Origin of the sequence: Rathayibacter sp. VKM Ac-2857, assembly GCF_013205025.1 — a bacterium.
GTDB lineage: Bacteria > Actinomycetota > Actinomycetes > Actinomycetales > Microbacteriaceae > Rathayibacter.
The window spans coordinates 825,783-847,566 of record NZ_JABMLE010000002.1 but is presented as its reverse complement, the minus strand read 5'-3'; the positions used below and the strand labels follow the sequence as shown (position 1 = coordinate 847,566).

The following is a 21,784-nucleotide window of genomic DNA, read 5'->3' as shown; positions in this document are numbered from 1 at the left end:
CTCCGCTCCCGGCCCTGAGGCTCACCAGCCGTCGAGGCCGAGCTGCTTGGCCTGCTTCGTGACGTCGTCGTCGTACTGCTGAGCACCCTCCGCGGCGGGCGTGATGCCCGAGCCGACGGCGACGGTGATCTGCTCGAGCGCCGGTCCCTTGATCGGCGAGAGGAACTCGAGCGCGAGACCCGTGTCACCACTGTCGAAGTAGGGCTGCATGTCCGACACGAGGGCGGGCACGTCGTCGGGCAGCGTGCAGCCGTCGATCACGAACGGACCCTGGGGCGCGGCGATCTCGCTCTGGATGTCGCAGCTCTCGGGGGTGACCAGGAAGGCCATCAGCTTCTTGGCGCTCTCGAGCTTCGCGCCCTCGGTCGACTTCGGCACGTAGACCGCGTTGGGCTGCCAGACGGTCAGCGGGTTGGAGTCGGCCGACTCGCCGGGCAGCGGGAACAGGCCGACCTTGTCGAGCGAGTCCGGGTAGTTCTGGATCAGCGGGCCGGCCGCGAAGGTCAGCATCGGGTACTGCGCGCCCTCGCCGGTCGCGACCATGCGGACGCCGTCGTCGTAGGTGGCGGAGGCGTAGTCCTCGTTCACCAGTCCCGACTCGGCGACCTGCTGCAGGTGCTCGAAGCCGGCCAGCGCCGGCTCGTCGACGTACTTGGCCTCGTTGGCCGTGTACTGGGTCGCCCACTCCGGGTCCTGCTCCAGCACGTTGGCGAAGTCGCCGAGCACGAAGAGCTGCGAGGTCCAGGTGTCGCCGTAGGTCTGGATGATCGGCGCGACGTCGCCGGCGGCCTTGATCTTCTCGCTGTTCGCGATGAACTCGTCCCAGGTCTTCGGCACGGTCAGGCCGAGCGAGCTGTAGACGTCCTTGTTGTAGAGGACCGCGCCGCCCATCGCCTGGCCGAGCGGGATGCCGTAGAGGTCCGAGTCGGTCGAGACCACGGTGCGGAAGCCCTCGTCGAGCGAGTCGACCCACGCCTCGTCCGAGAGCGGCGCGAGGTTCTGGTCGGGGTTCAGCGCCTGGAACAGCGAGCCCGAGTTGTAGGCGAAGACGTCGTTCATCTCGCCGGTGGCGAGGCGCGTCTTGATCAGGTTGTCGCCCTCGCTGCCCTGCGGCCGGGTCTCGATGTCGAGGGTGATGCCGTCGTTCTCCTCCTCGAACTTCGTCTTCAGCGCGTCCCAGAGCTCGACGGTCGCCGTCTGGTTGTCGATGAGCACGCTGAGCGTGGAGCCGTCGGCGGAATCGCCGCCGCCGCCTCCGGTGCTGCAGCCGGTGAGCGCGAGAGCGAGAGCCGCTCCTCCTGCGCCGAGGGCGAGCACTGCTCGCCGGTTCTGTCGGGTCGACATCACTACCTCCATGTAGGGACAACTTCTTCGTTGCGGGGGTGCCCGGGGGCTGTCGTCCTGCTCGCCGGACCGTTCGGAAGGCCGGGCCGAGGGGCGACGCAGGGAGAACCTACGTCCGTGTCGTGAAACGTGTCAACGAAATCGGGCAAATTCGTGGATCGATCTACACGATCGAGAATGAACCGTTACAGTGGCGTTCGCGGAGGCCCCGATCGGGCCACCGTCGGAGCACGGCAGCAACAGAGCACGGCAGCAACGCAGCACGGCAGTACGACAGCAGCGACAGCGCGAGGAGGCGATGATGAGCTCGATCGAGACCGGCCACACCGGGCCCGCGACCATCCAGGACGTCGCCCTGCACGCCGGCGTCTCCCGCGCCGCGGTCTCGAAGGTCATCCGCAACGCCTACGGCGTCAGCGCCTCGATGCGCGAGCGGGTCACCGCGGCGATCGAGGAGCTCGACTACCGGCCCAGCGTCGCGGCGCGCGCGATGCGCGGCTCCAGCTACACCCTCGGCGTCGAGGTGCCCTCGCTCGACAACGCCTTCTTCAACCGCATCGTCACCGGCGCGAGCACCGCCCTGGAGGGGACCCGCTACCAGCTGGTGGTGGCGCCGGTGCAGAGCGACTTCGGCGACGACGGATTGCGCGCCATCGAGGCCCTGGTCGACCGCCAGGTCGACGGGCTCATCGCCGTCTCGCCCGTGGTCAGCCACGCCTGGCTCGAGCGGCAGTCGACGCGGATCCCGATCGTCATGCTCGGTCGGCACGACGCGTCCGTCGGCTACGACACCGTCACCAATGACGACGTCGCCGGGACGGATCTCCTGATGGACCACCTCTTCGCCCTCGGGCACCGCCGCATCGTGCACCTCACCGAGAGCAGCCAGGTCACCCATCGGCTCGCGGAGGCGCCGCACTTCGTCCGGCGCGTCCGGTACGAGGAGCGGATGCGCGAGGCCGGCCTCGAGAGCGAGACGCGGATCGTGCACGTCGACGCGGCCCGCAGCGACGCCCGGGTCCGCTCACTGGAGCTGTTCCGCTCGCCGGACCGGCCCACCGCCCTCTTCGCGGGCAACGACTCGCTCGCGCTCGGCGCGCTCTGGGCCCGGAGCGACGCCGGACTCGACGCCTCCGAGCTCTCGATCGTCGGCTACGACGACATCGAGATCGCGGCCCACCCCGGGGTGTCGCTCACGACGATCGACCAGCACGGCGAGACGCTCGGCGCCCGCTCGGTCGAGCTGCTGCTCGAGCGGATCGCCGGCCGGACCGAGGCCGTGCACTTCGAGGTCGACCCGGTGCTCCGGGCCCGCGGGTCCTCCGCCCCGCTCCGGACCGCTGCGCTCGCCGCCGACGGCCCCGATCACTCCTGACACCCACCCACTTCCGACCACCCCGACCACTCCTGACAGAAGGACGATGATGACCGACTGGACCGCCCGCTTCACGGCGCCCGCCGCCGCCCTGGACGCCGCCCCCCTGCTCCGCCGCGAGACCGCCCTCGAGACCGGGCACGGCGACGTCGTCTCCGCGACCCTCGCCCTCTCGGCGCTCGGGATCGTCGAGGCCTGGATCGACGGCGCGCCCGTCTCCGACGAGCTGTTCACTCCCGGCTGGACGAGCTACGAGTGGCGCCTGCGCTACTCCGAGCACGACGTCACGAGCCTGATCTCCGGCGACTCCGTGGTGCTCGCGCTCGCGCTCGGCGACGGCTGGTACCGCGGCCGCCTGACCTGGGGCGAGGGCGCCGAGCCCTACGGCACCGAGATCGCCGGCTTCGCGGAGCTGCGGATCACCTTCGCCGACGGCGCCGAGCAGATCGTCGCGACCGACGACTCCTGGCGCGCCGCGACCGGATCGACGACCGCCGACAGCATCTACGACGGCCAGGACATCGACGCCCGCCTCGAGCCGCAGGGCTGGAAGAGCGCCGGCTTCGACGACTCCGCCTGGACCGCCACCCGCGAGATCGACGTCGACCTCTCCACGCTCGAGCCCTACATCGCGCCGCCGGTGCGCCGCCTGCGCGAGGTCGCGCCGCAGAAGATCTGGACGAGCCCGTCCGGCCGCACCCTCGTCGACTTCGGCGAGAACCTCGTCGGCTGGCTGCGCGTCGAGGTCACCGGTCCGGAGGGGAGCACCGTCACGCTGCGCCACGCCGAGGTCCTCGAGGACGACGAGCTGGGCGTCCGCCCACTGCGCGAGGCGAAGGCCACCGACCGCTTCACCCTCTCGGGCGGCGCGGACGTCTTCGAGCCGACGCTGACCTTCCACGGCTTCCGCTACGCCGAGGTCGAGGGCTGGCCCGGAGACATCGCGGACGGCGCGCTGACCGCGGTCGTCGTCTCCAGCGACCTGCGCCGCATCGGCACCTTCCGCAGCTCCGACGACCTCGTCAACCAGCTGCACGACAACGTCTACCGCGGCATGGTCGGCAACTTCCTCGACGTGCCGACCGACTGCCCGCAGCGCGACGAGCGCCTCGGCTGGACCGGCGACATCGCCGCGTTCGCCTCGACCGCCGTCTACCTCGCCGACGCCGAGGACTTCCTCCGCGACTGGCTGCGCGACCTCGCCCTCGAGCAGGCGCACCACGACGGCGCCGTCCCGTTCGTCGTGCCGGACGTGTTGAAGCGCCGCGCCGCCGAGACCAGCTTCCCTCCGATGGACTCCACCGCGCTCTGGAGCGACGCCGCGGCCTGGGTCCCGTGGGCGGTCTGGGAGGCGTACGGCGACCCGACGGTGCTCGAGGAGTCGTTCGCGTCGATGGCCTCGCACGCCCGCCGGGTGCGCTCGAAGCTCTCCGACTCGGGGGTCTGGGACACCGGCTTCCAGTTCGGCGACTGGCTCGACCCCGACGCGGCGCCCGACAAGCCCGCCGACGCGAAGGCCGACACCGGCGTCGTCGCCACGGCCTGCGCCTACCGCACCGCTCGCATCGTCGCCGAGAGCGCCGCCGTGCTCGGCCGCACCGACGACGAGCGGGAGTTCGCCGAGATGGCGGCGCAGCTGCGCGAGGCCTTCCGCGCGAAGTACGTCGCCGACCAGCGCGTCTTCAGCGACTGCACCACCGTCTACTCCCTCGCGATCGTCTTCGGCCTGCTCGACGACGACGAGCTCGGCTGGGCCGGCGACCGCCTCGCCGAGCTCGTGGCCGAGAGCGGCTACACGATCTCGACGGGCTTCGCGGGCACGCCCTTCATCACCGACGCGCTCTCCTCGACCGGGCACATCGACGCCGCGTACCGCCTGCTGCTGCAGCGCGAGTGCCCGTCGTGGCTGTACCCGGTGACGATGGGCGCGACCACGGTCTGGGAGCGCTGGGACTCGATGCTGCCCGACGGCACCATCAACCCGGGCGAGATGACGAGCTTCAACCACTACGCGCTCGGCGCCGTCGCCGACTGGCTGCACCGCGTCGTCGGCGGCCTCGCGCCGCTGGAGCCCGGCTACTCCCGCCTGCTGGTCGCGCCGCAGCCCGGCACCGACCTCGACTGGGCCGAGTCCACGCTCGAGACCCCGCACGGCCTCGCCTCGGTCCGCTGGGACCGCCGCGGCGACGCGATCGAGCTGGCCGTCACCGTCCCGGAGGGCGCGACCGCCGTCGTCCGCACGGCCGGCGCCGAGGACCGCGAGCTCGCCTCGGGCGCGCACACGCTGACGCTCTGAGTGCGGAGGGGGCCGACCTGTCGAGGGTCGGCCCCCTGCGGGTCCGCCGGTGAGATCTCAGACGGCGGTGATGTACCTGCGGAGCAGTGCGCTGAATTGCGACGGCGGGATGTCGGACCCTCTGAGACTCAAGCGGAGACCGGGCGCACCGGCGAGTCGGTGCAGCGCGGTCGCCGCGTCCCGTCGCGCTCCTGCGTCCGCGCGGTCTCCGATCCGCCAGCCTCCGATCTCGGCGGGTTCGTTCGAGTGCCTGATCTGCAGGAGGTTGAAGAGGTCGATCATGTCGTTCCTGCTCCTCCGGGATTCGTAGGACAGGGCTTTCACGATCAAGGCGCGTTCCACTCCCGGGACTCGGGTGTGGAAGGTGAGTGGAGTGCCGTCGAGGAGGACCGCCGTCACCTGGAGTTCGAGCAGCTCCGTCAAGGCCAGACCCAGGCCGGGTGCGCTGTCGAAGACCCGCCCGCCGTACTCCGCACTCTCGAAGAGATGCGTCCTCGCGGGAACGAGGACGTCGATCTCACGATCGCCGCAGGTGTAGTGGTTCCCTCGCTGCGGCGTGTACCCGCGATCGATCAGGAGAGCGTGAAGCGTTCCTGCTGCGGCGATGACGGGGGAGATGCCGGCATCCGCGTCCGCTGTTCTTCGAGCGATCATCCCGGCACTGGGGAACGCGGCACAGAGGAGGGCCACCATCTGTCCGCCGACGATGCACGCCTCCTGCAGCTGGTCCATCGCTGCCGAGGCGTCGTACAGGGCGCGGAAGGCGGCATCGTCGGATCCTGAGGTCGAGGGCAGGGTGACGGACCTCATGGCGTCCAGGCTTTCGTCTCTCGCCTCAGCAGGCGATCCGCGGCCTCCTCGGCGTCGGGACCCTCGCTGGTGCGGAGGTCCCACGCCGCGATGAGCGGGTCGACTGTGCGGCCGTTCGGATACCACGCGGTCGCCGTCGCCCGGATGGTCGGATCCTTCGGAACAGTGACCCGGAGAGTGCCCTCCCGTGAATCCGATTCCGTGAAATCGACGGGTTCGAAGGGAAGTCCACGGTCGGCGTAGACGACGGCCAGACGCGGGACTCTCCACGGCTGGAGGCGATCGGCGGCGGAGTCGCCGGACAGCAGTGCCGGAAGCCCCGTCATCAGCGCTCGCTCCCCCTGCTCGATGACCGGCCGGAGGGAGTACCAGTACTGGGACAGCCCACCCGGGCCCGGGTACTCCGCGAGGAAGTGCCGGACGAGTGCCTGCGGGTCGCGGGCGGTCCAGCCGTGCTCGGTCCGCTCAGCGAGGGGCGGGTCGGCGCGGAGCAGCTTCGAGATCGACATCTGCGAGACGCCGCACTCCGCCGCGAGCTCCGCCTGCGTGCGGGGCTCGCGGCTCCGTACGAGGGTGCGGAGGAGGGCGAAGCGCGCGAACGGCACCCGCCGGGGGACGGCGGGTCGATCGTCCGTCGCGAACGACAGGTCCTGCCTGTCCAGGATCACCGTGCCGTCGTCCGTGCCGAACAGCGCGAGCCGCGGGTCGTCCAGAGCGAGTCGCCGCGCGATCGCATTCGCTCGCGGCACGACGAACCCGGTCACGGCACTGTCGGTCGATCGCGAGGCCTGGTCGCGCAATTCGGAGGCGGTGGGTGGCCGAGGGGTGATCACGAGGCGCACGTGCAGGTCCGCGCCGGACGGGGTGATGATCTGCAGCTCGCGGAAGCCGGTGATGCGCGTGTTGAGCCCGGCGTCGAGCAGCAGCTCGCTCAGGCGTGCGGAGAGGTCGTCGCGGGTCATGTCCTCAGTCTAAAACCATACGAACGAAATCGTTCGGAAGGTTTTAGAGAACTGGCGCGGTTCGTCGCGCGGGTCACGCCGCGACGGCGTCCTCCAGCGGGTCGGTGGGCTCGTCCGGCTCGAAGGAGTCCGGCTCGGCGAGGACCGCGACCGGCGCGAGAGGGGCGTGCGCTGCGGAGTCCGCGTCGTCCTCCGCCGGCGCCGCGACCTCCGCGAGGCGCACCCGCTCGACGGCCGCGATCAGCACGGCGAAGGCGACCTCGAGGGTGTCGGTGTCGCGCAGCAGGACGCGCTCGCCGGTCGCGGTGTCCAGGCGGAGGGTGCGGAAGACCGGCTGCGGCAGGTCGTCGGCGAAGGTGATCAGGCCGTGGACGACGCCGGTGCGGCGGGCGCGGGCGATCCAGCGGTTGGAGTGGGTGCGGAGAAGGATCATGACCGGGACCGTCCTGGCTGCTGGTGGTGCGCGGTGAGGGGGGAAGTGGATCCTCTCCGAGCATCCTGCACAGGAGCCCCGTGTGCCTGTGCTTGACAGAAGAGTCCTCCGGCGTCAGCGCACCCGGGCGCGCGCTCCGGCCGCCGCCCGCAGCGCCTCGACGAACTCCGGCACCACCGGATTCCCGGTGTCGCGGACCAGCACCCCGATCTCGCGGACGGCCCGCGGGTCGTCGATCGGGATCTCGCGCACGCCGTCCTCGATCGACGACGGACTCGGCGGCAGGATGGTCAGCCCGAGTCCCGCGGCGGCCAGTCCGCGCGCGGCCCGGTAGTCGCCCACCTCGAAGGCCGGCTCGGGGTCGCGCCCCTCGAAGGACAGCAGGCGCCGGGCCGACTCGTGCAGGCCGTAGCCGGGGGAGAGCATGATCAGGTCGAGGCCGCGCAGCTCCGCCACCGTCACCGAGCGGCGGGAGGCGAGCGGGTGCCGGTCGTCGACGACGGCGAGCAGCGGCTCCGTGTAGAGGGTGGTCGTGGTGGTGCCCGGCAGCTCCGGCGGGTCGGCGACGATCGCCAGCTCCGACTCGCCGTCGGCGACGGCCCGGAGGCACAGCGCGCGGGAACCGTGGCGCAGACCGAAGCCGACGCGGGGCCAGCGGCGGCGGAAGCGCCGGATCACGTCGGGCACGAAGGTCTCGCCGAGCAGGGTCTGGAAGGCGATCGCGATGCGGCCGTCCTCCAGGTCGCGGGCTTGCTGCACCTCGGTCAGGCCCGCGCGGATCAGCGCCAGGCCGTCCTGCGCGACGTCCGCGAGCCGCCGCCCGGCCTCGGTCAGCACGACGCCGCGGCCCTCGCGGCGGACCAGGGGAGCGCCGATCAGCTCCGACAGGCGAGCGAGCGAGCGGCTCGCGGTGGGCTGCGGCACGCCGAGCTCGGCGGCCGCGGCGGTGACGCTCCCGGTCTGCGCGACGGCGACGAGCATCGGCAGCAGCCGGAGGATCGCGGGCTCGTTCATGCCTCCAGCGTATAGGTCAGCACGCGACAGGCATTGGTCATGCGTTCGCCGCGGTTCTAGCCTCGGAGGATGAGCACCAGCGTCCGCCCCGCCGTCGACGCTCCTCCCGTCTCCCAGCGCCGGCTGACGATCGCCCTCCTCGCCGCCGGGGTCGCGACCTTCGCCGAGCTCTACGCCGTGCAGGGCGTGCTGCCGCAGTTCTCGCGCGAGTGGGGGATCTCCGCCTCGGACGCCGCGCTGACCGTCTCGGCGGCGACCGTCGGACTCGCGCTGATGGTGCTGCCCTGGGCGTCGATCGCCGAGCGGATCGGGCGGCTGGAGTCGATGCGGATCGCGGTGCTCTCCTCCGTGGTTCTCGCCCTGCTCGCCTGCGTCGCGCCGTCCTTCGAGGTGCTGCTCGTGCTGCGCTTCCTGAGCGGAGCGGCGCTCGGTGCGGTGCCGGCGCTCGCCGTCGCGGCGATCCACGACCGGGTCGGCGGGGCGGGCGCGACCGCCGCCGCCGCGGCCTACGTCTCCGGGACGACGCTGGGCGGAGCCGCCGGCCGGCTGCTCGCCGGTCCGCTCGCCGCGGTGGTCGGCTGGCGGGGCGCGCTGCTCGCCGTGACGATCGTCTGCGCCCTCGCGGCCGTCGCGTTCGTCCTGCTCGCTCCCCGCGGCGGTGTCGTGGGGGCGCCGCGGAGCGAGGGCGGCTGGCGCGGCAAGATCGCGCAGGTCCTCCGCGATCCGGTCCTGCTCGCGGTCGCCGCACAGACGTTCTTCGTCGTCGGGGTGTTCGTCGCGGTGTACAACTACCTGGCCTTCCGGCTCGAGGCCGCGCCGTTCGCGCTGCCGCCCGCGCTCGTCTCGCTCCTCTTCCTCACCTATCTCGCCGGCACCGCGACCTCCCGGCTCGCCGGCGTCTGGGCGCCGCGCCTCGGCCCGCGGGTGCTGATGCGGATCGGCGTCGCGGCGATGGTCCTGGGCCTGCTCGTGATGCTGTCGGACCTGATCGTGGTCGTCGTCATCGGGCTCGTCCTCTTCTCCGCCGGCTTCTTCGCCGTGCACGCGACCGGCGCGGCCTGGACCGGCGCGCGGGCGGCCCCCGCCCTCCGCGGCCACGCCGGCGCCGTCTACACGATCGCGTTCTACGTGGGCTCCGGGGTCGGCGGCTGGCTGCTCGGCTTCGTCGTCGAGGCGGGCGGCTGGGGCGCGCTGACCGCGGTGATGATCGCCCTGCTGCTCGTCGGCGCCGGCTGCGTGAGCCTGCCGAGCCGCGCGAGCGTCGCCTCCGCGCGCTGACGGCCTGGCCGGTCGCCGCGCTTCTGCGACAGGATGGGGGCTCGCGCACGGAGTGGGGGACTTCATGACCGACAGCACCCGGACGGATCCGCGGTTCCATCCCGCCTACCAGCGGGGGTATCAGGGGCAGGGCGGCTCGGGGCTCCGGGCGGATCGGGCGGTGTCCTCGGAGGAGCGGTTCCGGCGCCCTCGCGGAGGCGACTCGGTCGGCGGTCGGCGCCGGGCGACGGCTCCCGAGGAGGACGCGCCGGTCCGCGTGCGGCGACCGAGCCCGGCGCGGCTGCCGAGCTCCTCGCTTCCGCCGATCGCCTCGCCACTGCCGAGTGGCGCCGCGGTCGTCGACCCGGACCAGGCGCCGGTCGATGACGTCGAGACGGAGACCGCGCCGGCCCAGCCGCGGCGGCCGTCCGCGCTGGATCGGCGCGTCCCGATCGCGCTCGCCGCGCTCGGACTGCTCTTCCTGATGGCCGGGTTGGGCCTGGTCTGGAACGTCACCACGACGATGTACGGCACTGTCGGGTTCCAGCAGACCGAGTTCGATCAGTTCGTCAGCGCGCTGACCAGCTACCTGGCCGGCCCGGCGATCACCATCGGGCTGCTCTCGGTCGGCGCGGCGATCGCCGTGCGGGTGGCGCGCTCGTGACCGGACGCGGCGGCTGGTGGCGTCTGCTCCTGGGATACACCGCACTGCTGTGGGCGCTGGCCCTCGGGGCCTGCGTTCTGGCAGCGGTGCAACCCGACGACTGGAGCTACTCCGAGGGTGACGACGTGCCGCTGGCGGCGATCGTGTCGAGTCTGCTGTGGCCGGTCGCGCCGGCACTCGGCACCGCCGCCTTCGCGATGACCGCGGCGACCCTCGCGATCGGACTCGTCCGCGCCGGTCGCGGGTCCACGGACGTCGACGCTGACCCGGAGGAGGAGGACGTCGAGCTCGGCGAGGGCGTCCTCGTCGAGCTGCCGACCACGGGAGGCGCCGGGCGCCGCTCCTGACGCCGCGGCCTCGCTCCTCGCCGGGCCGTGCGACAGGATGAGACTCCGAGCGCACGAGGCGGGGGCGGTCATGGTCGACAGCAGCAGAACGGATCCGCGGTTCGACGCCGCCTATCAGCGTGGCTACCAGGGGCCGGCGCCGGAGGTGCGCCGCCGCGAGGAGGAGGCGTACCGGCGCCCCCGGTGGCCGGGCGGACGGGTCGCGCGCGTGGATCCGAGCCCGCGCGTGGAGGCGGCCGAGCCGGAGTCGCCGTTCGCCGGGCTCTCGTTCGTGCCGGATCCGGCCGAGTTCGAGGCCGCCGAGGATCGGGAGGTCGAGGAGAAGGCGCGGGCCGAGGCACCGGCCGCCGTTCGGCCGATCGGCCGGCGGGTGCCGGTGACACTCGCCGTCGCGGGCCTGGTCCTGATCCCGCTCGGGCTGGCCTCGCTGTGGTGGTCGACGCTCGCCATCTACACGACGAGCACCGTCTACGAGCAGCTGGGCTACGACCAGTACCTCCGGCTGCTGCTGCAGTTCAGCGCCACACCTCTGCTGACCGTGGGCCTCGCCTCGCTCGCGGCCGCCGTCGTGGTGCAGGCCGTCCGGCGGTCGCGCGCATGACACCGGGTCGCGCCTGGTGGGTCGGGGCGGTCGTCCTCGACCTGGTCCTCTGGGCCGCGCTCCTCGCGATCCCGGCGATCATCCTCGTGCTGCCGAACCAGTGGCAGGGCGATTCGCTGACGGCCCCGATCGAGATCATCTGGCGGGAGACGCTCTCGCGGGCGGCCGTGCCGCTGATGACCGTGGCGCTCGGGCTGCTGGTCGTGCTCGTGGTCGCGGCGGTGGCGCAGCACCGGCGGGTGCATGCGGAGGAGCCCGCGGAAGAGGCCGCCCCCGACGGCTGGGTCGAGGGCGAGCTCGTCGAGCGCTGACGGGGGACCATGCTGATCGAGTAGCGCCCGGAGGGGCGTATCGAGATCCGCCGTCCGATGGAACGCGGGTCTCGATACGCCGCTGCGCGGCTACTCGACCAGCATGCAAGGGCCGCTGCGCGACTGCTCGACCAGCAAGGGGAGGCCGGAGCCGTCGTCCGCAGTGGCATTCATGTTGATCGAGTAGCCCGCGGAGCGGGCGTATCGAGATCCACCACCGTCAGAACGCTGAGTCTGCAGACCCGCCGTGCTGAGGACGGTGGGCCTCCTAGGAAAGATCACCTAGTACGTATGGGAAAACCATGCTGATCGAGTAGCCCGCGGAGCGGGCGTATCGAGATCCACCACCGTCAGAACGCTGAGTCTGAAGACCCGCTCTGCTGGTGGTGGCGGGTCTCGATACGCCCCTGCGGGGCTACTCGACCAGCATGTCGCGGCGCCGCCGCGTCCTCTCGCTCACCACCGAGACGCGAAGCGGCTTCCCCGCTACTTCGCGAGGGCTCCGAAGCGGAAGAGGTACGTCGCGTCGAGGGTGTCCTCGATGCCGGTGACGCCCGATGCCGCGACGACGGTCTCGCGGCCCTGGAGCAGCGGGATGATCGGAGCGTCCGCGGCGGTCTGCTCCTGGATCGCCTCGATCGCGGTGGCGCGCGCGGCCGGGTCGGTGGCGGTCGCCTCCGTGTCGATCAGCGCGTCGACGGCCGGGTTCGAGTAGCCGTTGGCGACCGAGGCGCCGGTGGTCGAGTAGGCCGAGCGGAGGAAGTTGTCCGGGTCCGGGTAGTCCGGGAAGAAGCCGAGCTGGTAGGCCGGGTAGCCGGCGTCCGGCGAGAGCTGCTTCACGTAGCTGGTCCACTCGGTCGACTGCAGGTCGACGGTGAAGAGGCCGGTCGACTCCAGCTGCGACTTGATCAGCGCGTACTCCTGGTCGGAGTCGGGGCCGTAGTGGTCCGAGGTGTACTGCAGCGGCAGGGTCACCGGCGTCGAGACGCCGGCGGCGCTGAGGATCGCGGCGGCGGCGTCCGCGTCGGGGGTCGTGCCGTACGCGTCGGCGAAGGCCTGCGTCGCACCGGTCTGCCCGTCGAGCACCACGGAGTAGGCGGGCGTGTAGGTGCCGCGGTAGACCTGCTCCGACAGCTCGTCGCGGTCGACCAGCGAGGCGACGGCCTGGCGGATCGCGAGCTTCTGCTCGGGGGTGCCACCGGGCTGGGTGTTCACGTTGAAGGTGAGGAAGCGCACCGAGCCGCCGGGGCCGTCGACGACCTGGAGGTCGGAGTTCCCGCGGAGGTCCTCGACGTCGGTCGCGGTGAGCGAGCGGTAGGCCACGTCCACGGCGCCGTTCTCGACGTCGAGGCGCAGGTTGGTCGACGAGGTGTACGGCTTCAGCACGACGTCGGCGGTCTTCGGCGCGGGGCTCGAGGTCGACTCGTTCGCCGCGAGCTGCAGCAGTCCGCCGGCCTCGTAGTTCTGCACGGAGTAGGGCCCGGAGCCGATCACGTCGGCGTCGTCGAGCAGCGCGTCGGCGGGGAAGACCTCCTCGTCGACGATCGGCCCTGCCATGCTCGAGAGCACGTACGGCCAGGTCTGGTCGTTCGGCACGGCGAGGGTGAAGACGACGTCGTCGCCGTCCTGCGCGACCGACTCCATGTTCGCGAGCAGCGGCGACGGGCCGTTGTCCGCGGCGATGTCGACGACCCGCTGGAACGAGAAGACGACGTCCGACGCGGTCAGCTCGTCGCCGTTCGAGAAGGTCAGGCCGGGCGCGATCGAGCAGCGGTAGGTCGTCGCGTCGTCGAAGCCGCACTCCTCGGCGGCCTCGGGGACGGGCGTGGTCGAGCCGTCCGCGTAGCTCAGGAGGTGCTGGTAGATCTGGTTCTGCGGCGTGAAGCTGCCGCGGTCCCAGGCGCCGGCCGGGTCGAGCGAGACGATCGAGTCGGTCGTGCCGATGACGAGGCGCTCGCCCGAGGCGGAGTCGCCGGTCGAGGCGCCGGGGGCCGTGCAGCCGGCGAGGGCGACGGCGGTGCCGAGGGCGGCGAGGGCGCCGAGGGCGCGGAGTGTCTGCATGCTGCTGCTTTCGTCCGTGGTGCGGGGGTGTGGTCGGGGGGTCAGCGGGGCTGGAGGGTCGCGAGCCGGAAGCGCTCGAGGGCGTCGGCGCCGTCGACCAGGTCGGCCAGCAGCTCGCCGAGCACGGGCCCGAACTTGAAGCCGTGGCCGGAGAAGCCGGTCGCGAGGGTGACGCGGCCGACGCGGTCGAGCACGAAGTCCTCGGTCGGCGTGCTGTCGTAGAGGCAGGAGATCGGATCGGCGCTCGCCGCGTCGACGCCCGGCAGCCAGTCGGCGACGTACTCGACGAGCCGGGCGAGGCGCTCGGGCTCGGCGCGGAAGTCGCGCTGATCCGGATCGACGACGCGGCCGGTGCCGTGCTCGCCGACCTTCACGCCGACCCCGGGGGTCGCCAGGCCGTAGATCGTCGGCTCGTCGCCGCGGTGGTGCACGAAGCTCGGCCAGGCGTCGAGCGGCAGGTCCGTCGTGAAGTGCGCGGGCTGCTCCTGCGTGATCCGCAGCGGCGGGAGGGAGCGGCCGGCCGCGGCGACCAGCCCGCCGACGAGTCCCGGGGTCCAGGAGCCGCCCGCGACGACGACCGCGTCGGCGAGCAGCGGACCCTCGTCGGTGACGACGCGGACGCCGCCCTCGCGCTCCTCGATCGCCCGGACACCGGTGCTCGCCCGGACGACGGCGCCGTGCGACTCCGCGGAGCCGAGCAGCGCCTCGATCGCGGCGGCCGCGTCGAGTCGTCCGCCCTCCGGGTGCAGCAGCACGTCGGTCTCGAAGCGCAGGCCGGGCCAGCGCCGGGCGGCCTCGGCCGCGTCGAGGCGCTCGACCGGGATGCCGTCGCGGGCGAAGGCCTCCTCGATCGCGAGCAGGGCGGAGGCGTCGCCGTGGTCGATCGCGCCGGTCGCGGTGAAGAGGCTCCGGCCCGACTCCCGCTCGAGCCGCGCCCACTCGGCGGCGGCCCGTCCGGTCAGGGCGCGGTAGTCGTCCTCCGCGTAGCCGCGGCGGAAGATGCGGGTCTCGCCGTGCGAGGAGCCGCGGTCGTGACCGCGCTCGAACCGCTCGAGCAGCAGCACCCGGTCGCCGCGCTCGGCGAGGGTGCGAGCGGCGGCGGCGCCGACGAGGCCCGCGCCGACGACGACGACGTCGCGGCCGGTCATCGGCCGCCCATTGCATCGACCAGTCGCCGGGCCGGCATGGCCGCGCGCACGGCGGCCTCGTCGGGGAACTGCTGGGCGGCGAAGCGGGCGGGGGCGTAGAGCTCGGCGTCGCCGAGGGTGGTTCTGCCCTGGAGGACCAGCTCGGCGACGAGACGGCCGAGACCGGGTCCGTGCGTCACTCCGGATTCGTTGTCACCCGCGGCGACGAACAGCCCGGGCAGCTCGGGGACGGGGCCGGCCAGGAAGCGGCGGTCGGCGGTGTACGAGACGACGCCCTGCGTCCACTCGGTCTCGCGCAGCGCGTCGGCGGAGGCGGGGATCAGGTGGGCGATCAGCGGTGCGAGGTGCGCGTCCATCGCCTCGACCAGGTCGGTGCGCTGAGGTCGGCGGTCGGCAGCGACCTCGCCGAGCGGCTCGTAGCCGACGCCGTTGCCGTAGGTGAGGCCGCCGAGGTGCTCGCGGACCCAGAGGCCGCCGAGCTCGGGCACCATCAGCGTCGGCAGGTGCGGGAGGCCGAAGGGAGTGGTGGTGAGGCGGCTCGCGACGACGCGGGCCAGCGGGAGGCGGCGGCCGAGCGGGGCGAGCAGCTCGTTGGTCCAGGAGCCCGCGGCGAGCACGACGCTGTCGCCAAAAAAGGTGCGGCCGTCGGCGGTGCGGACGCCGCTCGCCCGGCCGTCCGTCGCGAGGACCTCGGTGACGGGCGCGTGCTCGACGATCTCGACGCCGGCCGCGCGGGCCGCGGCGATCAGCGCGAGCCCGGCGTCGGGCGCGCTGATCTGAATGCCGCCGGGCTGCAGGAAGCCGCCGGCGACGGCCTTCGCGTCGAGGCCGGGGACGAGCTCGGCGGCCTCCTGCGGCGAGAGCTCGCGGGAGCCCTCCGGCCGCAGCGGGTGCTCGGCGAGCGGGCCGAGGTGGTCGCGGACGGCCTCCTCGGTGACGGCGAGCCAGGCGCTGCCCGTCTCGCGGAGGAGGATGTCGACGCCGCCGCGGTCGGGGTCGACGGCGAGGGCGCGGTAGAAGTCGAGGCCGTACTGCTCGAGGTCGCGCTCGGACTCGTTCCAGTACCAGGCGTAGCCCGCGGCCCACAGCCCGACGAAGCCCGCGCCGGCCGCCGTGGTGCCGCGCGCCGCGTCCCCCGACTCGACCAGCGTGACCCGGGCGCCCGCGCGCGCGAGGTGCAGTGCGGTGGCGGCCCCGAAGAGACCGGCCCCGACGACGACGACATGCCTACTCATACTCGGTATCCAACCAGCGCGACCTCTGCCGGTCGAATCGATATGACGCCCCGAGTCCCCCTTCTCCCCTCCGCGAGATGCCACTTGTGCACGCTTCTCTCGGCGTGTCGCGTGCACAAGTGGCATCTCGCGGGGCGCGACGGGGCGCGCGCCAGGTCAGGGGGTCAGGCAGGAAACTGTTTCGGTAGGGTCGGGGGACCGTTGAGAGGAGGGCCTGTGGCCCGCACGCCGGACACCCGCGTCACGCTGGACGTCGTCGCGGCGCACGCGGGCGTCTCGAAGGCGACCGCGTCGAAGGTGCTCAACGGGCGGCCCGGCGCGTCGGCGGCGACGCGCGCGCGGGTCGAGCAGTCCCTCCGCGAGCTCGGCTACAGCCCGAGCACCCGGGCGCCCCGGGTCGGCGGCGGCGTCACCGTCGTCTTCGACACCCTGCTCAGCGTCTACTCCCTGCGCGTCCTCGAGGGCGTCGTCGGAGGTGCGCAGAGCGAGCGCGTCGACGTCACGACCGGCGTCCTCGCGCCGAGCGGCTCCGCCGACGAGACGCTGCGCTTCGACGCCGCGTTCGTCCGCTCGGTCGCGGCGAAGGGGCACCTCGGGATCCTCGCCGTGACCACCGCGATCGACGCGGAGATCGTGGCCGCCGCTGCCGAGGCCGGGCTGCCGCTCGTCGCGGTCGACGCGCCCAACCCGCTCGACCCGTCCGTGGTCAGCGTCGGCTCGAACCACTGGGTGGGCGGGCAGCAGTCCACCGAGCACCTCGTCTCGCTCGGCCACCGGCGGATCGCCTTCGTCGGCGGCGACGCCCGCAACCCGGGGCTGCGCGCCCGCTACGGCGGCTACCGCGAGGCGCTCGCCGCGGCGGGCCTGCCCGAGGACCCGGCCCTCGTCTCCGAGCGGGGGATGGGGTCGGCCGAGCACGTGGTGCCGGCGCTCCTGGCGCTGGACGATCCGCCGACCGCCGTCGTCGCGACGAACGACATCGACGGCCTGCAGACGATCCGCGCCGCGAACGCGGCCGGCCTCCGCGTCCCCGAGGACCTGAGCGTGATGGGCTACGACGACACCTTCGCCGCGCTGCCGACCGCCGTCCTGCTCTCGACCGTGCACACCCCCATGCACGACCTCGGCCGTCTCGGCCTTGAGACCCTGGTCCGGATGCACGACGGCATCCCGCCCCTCTCGCACCGCATCGAGCTGGCCACCGGCCTCGTCCTCCGGGAGTCGACGGCCCCGCCGCGCGCCTAAACCCCTGCTCGGTGCGGGCGGGGTTCAGGCCGTCGCGCCGTTCGTGGCGCGCCGGACGCCGAGCAGCACGACCAGGCGGAGGAAGCCGACCAGGCCCGTGCCCAGCAGCGCGGCGAAGAGCAGCAGCACAGCGACTCCGGCGACCCAGGTGGTGTCGCCGCTGACGTCCTCGACCAGGAACTCGAGGCAGAACAGTGCAAGGCCGACGTAGGCGAGGACGAGCACGACGATAGTGCCGGGGCGGCGCAGGCGCTGCCGCGGGGTGCGCCAGAGGGCCGGCGGCTCGAGCCAGCGGCGGAGCAGACGGACGACGAGGGTGCCGACGAGGCCGGTCAGGCCGGCGCCGATCAGCACGACGCCGGCGGAGCCGAGGGGCGTCGAGTTCAGGCCGGCCAGCGACAGAGCGATCCCGACGCCGATGAAGACGGCGCCGAGCCCTCCCGCCGCCATCGCCGACCACATGCCGAAGCCGCCACGGAGCACGCTCTCGCGCTCGGGGCGCGGCTCGAGGGGGGCGTCGACGAGGCGCTGCGGAGCGGGCGGGGTGGAGGACGCGGGAGAAGGGGTGGCGGAGGCGGCGGCGGGCTCGCCCCAGGTGGGCGCCGCTCCCGTCGTCTCGACCACGTTCTCGCGGACGGGGATGTAGCGCAGCGGCGCGTCGATGCGCACCTCCGGCCGGCCGCGGACGACGGCCGTCGCGCTGACGGGGACGCCGCGGGAGAGGAGGAGGGGTGCGAGCAGCAAGGAGCCGGACGGGTCGATCGACCACTCTGGCGTCTGCGGCGGGGCGCCGTACCACTCGGCGGAGGAGGAGCCGGCGAGGGTGAAGGAGATCGGGCGGTCCGCGACGAAGGTCGTCGGCGGGAGGTCGGTGCGGCCGAGGTTGCGGACCGTCGCGGTGACCCGCCACCAGTCGTCGCCCGCGTGCGACAGGCGCACGTCGATGTCGACCAGCGAGGCCGGCTTCGCACGGCGCTGGCCGATGACGACGGCGACCACGGCGGCGGCCGCGACGATGAGGCCGCCGAGCAGGCCGACGAGCGCGAGAACGATCTCCATGGGGCCAGTCAACCATCCGAGCGGGGGCGGGCGGCCGGGGGGTGCGGGCGGGGTGGATCTCGATACGCGCGCGGGGCGCGCTACTCGATCAGCGGGGAGGAGCGCTTCGCGCGCTGCTCGATGAGCGGGCAAGCCATGGTGGTCGAGTAGCCGCGGAGCGGCGTATCGAGACCTGGCGTGCAGGGGGTGGTGGATCTCGATACGCGCGCTCCGCGCGCTACTCGATCAGCATGCTCGAGACCCGGGGGCCCAGCGCGGGGTTTGGCGGGTCGGGGTGGGGTCCGCATACTGGAGGACCGCCCCCAATAGGGAGCGTTCAGCTGCGACAGCGGAGGGTGGAGCGGTGTCGACCGTGCGTGACCGGGCCCTCGCGGCCCGCCGAACCGCCAGCATCCTGCCTCTCGCGGTGGGTGCCGCGGGGCTCGTGGTGAGCCTTGTGCTGGCCGTCGTGGCCGCCTCCGTCGCGTCGGCGCCCGTGCGCGTGCTCGGGGTGCCGCTGCCGCTGGTGCGCGGCGGCGCCGTCTGGCTGAGCGTCGCCGGCTACCTGCTGACTCCGCTGCTCGTCTTCCTCGCGACCGGCTGGGACCTCTCCTCCCAGCGCGCGCACTCCCTCCGCGACGCCCGCCGCTTCGTGCCCGACGCCCGCTTCACCCGCGCCCTCTACTGGCTGTCGGCGGCCGCGCTCGTCCTCGGCGCCTGGCACGTCCTCAACATCAGCGTGCCGATCTCCGAGTGGCTCGGCACGTGATCCGCCGCGCCCTCGCGATCGCGGTCACCGCGCTCCTGCTCACCCTCGGGCTCGGGGCGGCGGCGCAGCCCGCGAGCGCGGCGACCACCGGCACCACGTCCAGCACCGCCTCGCTCACCGACATCGGCCGCGGCGCGATCGAGGACCTGCGCACCTGCCTCTCCTCCTCCGACGTCCTCAACGTCTACTACCTCGTCGACAGCTCCGGCTCCCTCAACACCGGCGGCGACGACGGCCGCGGCTCCGACCCCGACATCGCGCGGGCCGGCATCCTCGCAGGCAGCCTGCAGGAGCTCGGCGGCCTCCGCGACTCGCTCACCGTCAACTGGGGCGCCGCCTTCTTCAGCCGGGCCTTCGAGCCGGCCGTCGACTGGCGGCCCTGGGCGCAGGACAGCCCGGAGGCGCTCGCCGGCGTCATCCGCGACAAGACGCCCGGCGGCGGCACCAACTGGCTCGCCGGACTGCAGGGCGTGCAGACCGCGCTGCAGAGCCAGCCGAGCGCCGGCTCCGCGTGCCAGCTGGTGATCTGGCTGACCGACGGCGAGATCGATCTCGGCTCCGCGCAGGCCACCGCCGACGCGACCAACGCGCTCTGCGGTGTCCGGATCGACCCCGACGGCGACGAGCCCGAGGGCAACGGCCTGCTCGCGGCGCTCCGCCAGGCCGGCGTCGTCGTGCTCGGCACGCTCCTGGCCGACGGCGAGCAGCGCGAGGAGGCCCGCGTGATGTGGCCGCTCGTCGAGGGCAGCGGGGCGTACGGGAGCGGCACTGCGACCTGCGGGCCGGCCGTCGCGCCCGAGGGCTCCGTCCGCGGGGCCGTGGTCGACGCCTCCGACCCCGACGCGCTCGCCTCCGTCTTCCTCCAGCTCGGCGCCCGCATCGCCGGCGGCGCGTCCGAGGCGCTCGACGCGAACGGCTCCTTCTGGATCGACCCCGGCGTTGCGCGGATCCAGGCCGTCGTGAAGGACGGCTGGACGCTGCAGGCGCCCGCCGCCTCCGGCCTGGGCACGATCTCCGCCTCCTCCGGAGTCCCCGAGGTGACGGTCACGCAGTCCTCCGGCGTCTCGCGCCTCGAGATCACCGTCGACCGGCCCGAGCTGCAGGGGCAGTGGACGCTCACCTCGCCCGGCACCACCGAGGTCTTCGCGTTCAGCGACCTGCGGATCGTCTTCGACGAGGCCAACCAGGTGCAGCGCGGTGAGGACGGCACGCTCTCCGCGGCCCTCACCGCCCGCGTCCAGGACCCGGACGGCCAGCCGGTCGACCTCTCCGTCTTCGGGCAGGCGGACTTCACCGCGACCAGCACCGCCGACGGCGCGACCGCCGACCTGCCGGGTGCCGCGATCGACGCGGCCTCCGGCGTCATCACGATCCCGCTGCCCTCCGACGTCACCGCCTCCGAGCTGCTCGTCACCGCCTCGCTCGAGCCGCTGATCACCGCCGAGCACGCGATCGAGCTCGCACCGGTCACCACGCAGCAGCGGATCACGACCGTGCTGCCCGCCGCCTTCCCGAGCGTCGCCTCGCCGCTGGTGCTCAGCGAGCTAACCGGCGCCGACGGCCGCGCGGAGGGCACCCTCGCCATTCAGGGACCCACGGCCGGCACCGACGGCCAGGTCTGCCTCACCGCCGCCCCGACCGTCACCAGCGACAACGCCGACCGCGACGGCGGCTGGCGCTGGACCTTCGTCGGACCGACCGGCACGGCGCTCTTGCCCGGCGACTGCGTCGTCGTCGCGACCGGCGCCTCCGCGGCGCTGACCGTCGTCGCCGAGAACGACACCCCCGCCGACTCCACGGTCTCGGCGATCCTGCCCCTCGACATCCGGACGAGCGACGGCAGCAGCGCCCCGCAGACGGTCGCGCTCTCGTTCCCCTCGACCTACCCGGTGAACGCGGCGGCGATCGGACTGGTCGCGCTCGTCCTCCTGCTGCTCGGTGTGCTCCTGCCGCTGCTCGGCCTGTACTTGTTCAACCGGTCGAAGGCAAAGATCGCGATGGAGGGCTCGTTCCAGCGCGGCACCCTCCCGGTCGAGATCACGCCCGAGGGCGTCCGCTCGGCGCTCACCAGCGGCCGCCTCGACGAGCGCTTCCGCTACCTCCGCAGCGAGAAAGGCGTGCGCGAGCTGCCCGACCCCGAGCTCGGCCGGCTCCGCTCGCACGTGCCGTGGTGGCCGCTGAAGGCCCCGAGCTACCGCGTCGGCCCGCCCGCCGGCGGCGTGATCATCGCCTCGCGCACCGGCACCCGCGGCACCTCCGCCGGGCGCCCGCTCGGCAACGGCGGCGTCGAGTTCACGGCGCTTCCGCTCGACGTCTTCTGGGCGATCGTCGTCTCGGAGCAGGAGCTCGAGCGCCCCCGCGGGGACGAGCCCGTCCGCGCGACGGCGGTGCTCTACCACCGCGTCGACCGCGACGACGAGGGCCAGTACGACCGCCGCCTCGAGGACCTGCTCCGCGACTCCGGCGAGCCGGCGTGGAAGACCGTCGAGGGGCTGCGGCGCGAGCGCGCGGCGAAGCGACCGGAGCCCAGGGAGCCCCAGCAGCCCGCGCCCGCCGCCGAGCCGCACTCGTCCGTCCCGCCACGGAGCGCCTCCTCGGGCGGCGCGACGAACGGCATCCCCACGGCCACGCCTCCGCGCCCCTCCTCGCCGCCGCGTCCCGGCGGCCCGCCCCCGCGGACCCAGGGCTCGCCCGGCCGCCCCGGCGGACCGCCGCCGCCGCGACCGGGAGGGTCCACGCCGCCCCCGCCGCCCGGGCGCGCCGGACCCCGCACCCCTCCGCCCCGCAGTCGCTGACGGCGACGCGCCCTACTCAGACACGCCTCACGACACACCGCGCTACCGCAGGAACACCGCGCGACCAGACGAAAGCAGG

19 protein-coding genes are annotated in these 21,784 nt (G+C 73.4%); 10 read left to right on the top strand and 9 right to left on the bottom strand.

Annotated elements, in window-relative coordinates; genetic code table 11:
* Positions 1-21: 21 nt before the first annotated feature.
* A complete protein-coding gene (locus HQQ86_RS11200; protein ID WP_243581203.1) occupies positions 22-1,344 on the bottom strand; it encodes an ABC transporter substrate-binding protein in 1,323 nt (440 codons plus the stop codon).
* Between the two features lie 301 nt (positions 1,345-1,645).
* Here HQQ86_RS11200 and HQQ86_RS11195 point away from each other — a divergent pair, with 301 nt between their 5' ends.
* Positions 1,646-2,719, top strand: coding sequence for a LacI family DNA-binding transcriptional regulator (locus tag HQQ86_RS11195; protein WP_173288149.1), 1,074 nt, complete (start codon positions 1,646-1,648; stop codon positions 2,717-2,719).
* Between the two features lie 49 nt (positions 2,720-2,768).
* Positions 2,769-5,015, top strand: a complete 2,247-nt coding sequence (locus HQQ86_RS11190) for an alpha-L-rhamnosidase (protein WP_216845319.1) — start codon at positions 2,769-2,771, stop codon at positions 5,013-5,015.
* 57 nt (positions 5,016-5,072) lie between these two features.
* Here HQQ86_RS11190 and HQQ86_RS11185 read toward each other — a convergent pair whose 3' ends face one another.
* The 4 genes from HQQ86_RS11185 to HQQ86_RS11170 all read right to left on the bottom strand — a co-directional run bounded on the left by HQQ86_RS11185 (position 5,073) and on the right by HQQ86_RS11170 (position 8,234).
* Positions 5,073-5,825, bottom strand: coding sequence for a hypothetical protein (locus tag HQQ86_RS11185; RefSeq protein ID WP_173288147.1), 753 nt, complete (start codon positions 5,823-5,825; stop codon positions 5,073-5,075).
* A complete protein-coding gene (locus HQQ86_RS11180; RefSeq protein WP_173288146.1) occupies positions 5,822-6,787 on the bottom strand; it encodes a hypothetical protein in 966 nt (321 codons plus the stop codon). The genes HQQ86_RS11185 and HQQ86_RS11180 overlap by 4 nt, the downstream gene beginning before the upstream one ends.
* Before the next feature lie 73 nt (positions 6,788-6,860).
* Entirely contained in the window at positions 6,861-7,220 is a 360-nt protein-coding gene (locus tag HQQ86_RS11175) for a hypothetical protein (protein WP_173288145.1), read from the bottom strand.
* A 114-nt stretch (positions 7,221-7,334) separates the two neighbouring features.
* On the bottom strand, positions 7,335-8,234 hold the full coding sequence (locus HQQ86_RS11170; protein ID WP_173288144.1) for a LysR family transcriptional regulator: 900 nt from the start codon (positions 8,232-8,234) through the stop codon (positions 7,335-7,337).
* Positions 8,235-8,303: 69 nt separating this feature from the next.
* On the opposite strand from HQQ86_RS11170, the gene HQQ86_RS11165 reads away from it, so the two are divergent.
* The 5 genes from HQQ86_RS11165 to HQQ86_RS11145 all read left to right on the top strand — a co-directional run bounded on the left by HQQ86_RS11165 (position 8,304) and on the right by HQQ86_RS11145 (position 11,414).
* Positions 8,304-9,512, top strand: a complete 1,209-nt coding sequence (locus tag HQQ86_RS11165) for an MFS transporter (RefSeq protein ID WP_173288143.1) — start codon at positions 8,304-8,306, stop codon at positions 9,510-9,512.
* Between the two features lie 64 nt (positions 9,513-9,576).
* The gene (locus HQQ86_RS11160) at positions 9,577-10,155 is read left to right on the top strand and encodes a hypothetical protein (RefSeq protein WP_173288142.1); all 579 of its coding nucleotides are present in this window, start codon (positions 9,577-9,579) and stop codon (positions 10,153-10,155) included.
* Positions 10,152-10,502 carry a hypothetical protein gene (locus HQQ86_RS11155; RefSeq protein WP_173288141.1) on the top strand — a complete coding sequence of 117 codons (351 nt, stop codon included), beginning with the start codon at positions 10,152-10,154 and terminating at the stop codon, positions 10,500-10,502. Before HQQ86_RS11160 ends, HQQ86_RS11155 begins: the two co-directional genes overlap by 4 nt.
* A 70-nt stretch (positions 10,503-10,572) precedes the next feature.
* Positions 10,573-11,103 carry a hypothetical protein gene (locus tag HQQ86_RS11150; RefSeq protein ID WP_173288140.1) on the top strand — a complete coding sequence of 177 codons (531 nt, stop codon included), beginning with the start codon at positions 10,573-10,575 and terminating at the stop codon, positions 11,101-11,103.
* Complete coding sequence (locus HQQ86_RS11145; RefSeq protein ID WP_173288139.1) at positions 11,100-11,414, top strand: hypothetical protein; 315 nt, start codon at positions 11,100-11,102, stop codon at positions 11,412-11,414. The genes HQQ86_RS11150 and HQQ86_RS11145 overlap by 4 nt, the downstream gene beginning before the upstream one ends.
* 486 nt (positions 11,415-11,900) lie before the next feature.
* Here the strand turns inward: HQQ86_RS11145 and HQQ86_RS11140 are convergent, their stop codons facing one another.
* The 3 genes from HQQ86_RS11140 to HQQ86_RS11130 are packed head-to-tail and all read right to left on the bottom strand — an operon-like array spanning position 11,901 to position 15,984.
* Positions 11,901-13,475: an ABC transporter substrate-binding protein gene (locus HQQ86_RS11140; protein ID WP_173288138.1), complete on the bottom strand. Its 1,575-nt coding sequence runs from the start codon at positions 13,473-13,475 to the stop codon at positions 11,901-11,903.
* Positions 13,476-13,516: 41 nt separating this feature from the next.
* Positions 13,517-14,623, bottom strand: coding sequence for an FAD-dependent oxidoreductase (locus tag HQQ86_RS11135; RefSeq protein WP_173288137.1), 1,107 nt, complete (start codon positions 14,621-14,623; stop codon positions 13,517-13,519).
* The gene (locus HQQ86_RS11130; protein ID WP_254071990.1) at positions 14,620-15,984 is read right to left on the bottom strand and encodes an FAD-binding oxidoreductase; all 1,365 of its coding nucleotides are present in this window, start codon (positions 15,982-15,984) and stop codon (positions 14,620-14,622) included. Before HQQ86_RS11130 ends, HQQ86_RS11135 begins: the two co-directional genes overlap by 4 nt.
* Positions 15,985-16,074: 90 nt before the next feature.
* Between HQQ86_RS11130 and HQQ86_RS11125 the strand changes: the two genes are divergently transcribed.
* Positions 16,075-17,103 (top strand): LacI family DNA-binding transcriptional regulator, encoded by a 1,029-nt coding sequence (locus tag HQQ86_RS11125; protein WP_173288135.1) that lies wholly within the window; start codon positions 16,075-16,077, stop codon positions 17,101-17,103.
* Between the two features lie 24 nt (positions 17,104-17,127).
* Here the strand turns inward: HQQ86_RS11125 and HQQ86_RS11120 are convergent, their stop codons facing one another.
* Positions 17,128-18,162, bottom strand: a complete 1,035-nt coding sequence (locus HQQ86_RS11120) for a hypothetical protein (RefSeq protein ID WP_173288134.1) — start codon at positions 18,160-18,162, stop codon at positions 17,128-17,130.
* A 343-nt stretch (positions 18,163-18,505) separates the two neighbouring features.
* Here HQQ86_RS11120 and HQQ86_RS11115 point away from each other — a divergent pair, with 343 nt between their 5' ends.
* On the top strand, positions 18,506-18,910 hold the full coding sequence (locus HQQ86_RS11115) for a hypothetical protein (protein WP_173288133.1): 405 nt from the start codon (positions 18,506-18,508) through the stop codon (positions 18,908-18,910).
* A complete protein-coding gene (locus HQQ86_RS11110; protein WP_173288132.1) occupies positions 18,907-21,705 on the top strand; it encodes a hypothetical protein in 2,799 nt (932 codons plus the stop codon). Before HQQ86_RS11115 ends, HQQ86_RS11110 begins: the two co-directional genes overlap by 4 nt.
* Positions 21,706-21,784: the final 79 nt, after the last annotated feature.

Bases quoted from the DNA above. Each gene is read 5' to 3' on its own strand.
- HQQ86_RS11200 (WP_243581203.1), bottom strand. From the start codon at position 1,344: ATGTCGACCCGACAGAACCGGCGAGCAGTGCTCGCCCTCGGCGCAGGA.
- HQQ86_RS11195 (WP_173288149.1), top strand. From the start codon at position 1,646: ATGAGCTCGATCGAGACCGGCCACACCGGGCCCGCGACCATCCAGGAC.
- HQQ86_RS11190 (WP_216845319.1), top strand. From the start codon at position 2,769: ATGACCGACTGGACCGCCCGCTTCACGGCGCCCGCCGCCGCCCTGGAC.
- HQQ86_RS11185 (WP_173288147.1), bottom strand. From the start codon at position 5,825: ATGAGGTCCGTCACCCTGCCCTCGACCTCAGGATCCGACGATGCCGCC.
- HQQ86_RS11180 (WP_173288146.1), bottom strand. From the start codon at position 6,787: ATGACCCGCGACGACCTCTCCGCACGCCTGAGCGAGCTGCTGCTCGAC.
- HQQ86_RS11175 (WP_173288145.1), bottom strand. From the start codon at position 7,220: ATGATCCTTCTCCGCACCCACTCCAACCGCTGGATCGCCCGCGCCCGC.
- HQQ86_RS11170 (WP_173288144.1), bottom strand. From the start codon at position 8,234: ATGAACGAGCCCGCGATCCTCCGGCTGCTGCCGATGCTCGTCGCCGTC.
- HQQ86_RS11165 (WP_173288143.1), top strand. From the start codon at position 8,304: ATGAGCACCAGCGTCCGCCCCGCCGTCGACGCTCCTCCCGTCTCCCAG.
- HQQ86_RS11160 (WP_173288142.1), top strand. From the start codon at position 9,577: ATGACCGACAGCACCCGGACGGATCCGCGGTTCCATCCCGCCTACCAG.
- HQQ86_RS11150 (WP_173288140.1), top strand. From the start codon at position 10,573: ATGGTCGACAGCAGCAGAACGGATCCGCGGTTCGACGCCGCCTATCAG.
- HQQ86_RS11145 (WP_173288139.1), top strand. From the start codon at position 11,100: ATGACACCGGGTCGCGCCTGGTGGGTCGGGGCGGTCGTCCTCGACCTG.
- HQQ86_RS11140 (WP_173288138.1), bottom strand. From the start codon at position 13,475: ATGCAGACACTCCGCGCCCTCGGCGCCCTCGCCGCCCTCGGCACCGCC.
- HQQ86_RS11135 (WP_173288137.1), bottom strand. From the start codon at position 14,623: ATGACCGGCCGCGACGTCGTCGTCGTCGGCGCGGGCCTCGTCGGCGCC.
- HQQ86_RS11130 (WP_254071990.1), bottom strand. From the start codon at position 15,984: ATGCCACTTGTGCACGCGACACGCCGAGAGAAGCGTGCACAAGTGGCA.
- HQQ86_RS11120 (WP_173288134.1), bottom strand. From the start codon at position 18,162: ATGGAGATCGTTCTCGCGCTCGTCGGCCTGCTCGGCGGCCTCATCGTC.